This is a genomic window from Vibrio sp. S12_S33, from assembly GCF_963889785.1.
GTDB lineage: Bacteria > Pseudomonadota > Gammaproteobacteria > Enterobacterales > Vibrionaceae > Vibrio > Vibrio aestuarianus.
This window is the reverse complement of record NZ_CAWPQZ010000432.1, coordinates 1-243: the sequence shown is the minus strand read 5'-3', so window position 1 is coordinate 243 and position 243 is coordinate 1. Positions and strand designations below refer to the sequence as shown.

The 243-nt window shown below is 46.9% G+C and carries 1 protein-coding gene; it reads left to right on the top strand.

What is annotated here, in order from left to right; genetic code table 11:
- Positions 1 to 53: 53 nt before the first annotated feature.
- The coding region (gene tnpB, locus AACW06_RS20645) for an IS66 family insertion sequence element accessory protein TnpB (protein ID WP_192076424.1) at positions 54 to 243 on the top strand (190 nt) is incomplete at its 3' end.

Sequence of the window (243 nt, the reverse complement as noted above, 5' to 3'; positions counted from 1 at the left end):
CTGTCATGAAACGAATGTTGAGCGCCCCGAATGTTTACCTGTATCGGGAGTTCGTGGATTTTAGAAAGTCTATCAATGGCCTGGCGGCGATTATCGAGTCCGAAACCGATTTGCCGCTCGGCACGGGTGCACTGTTCCTATTTACCAATAAACAACGCGACAAAGTCAAAGTGTTGTATTGGGATAAAACGGGTTTTGCCCTGTGGTACAAACGGCTCGAAAAAGCCAAATTTAAATGGCCCA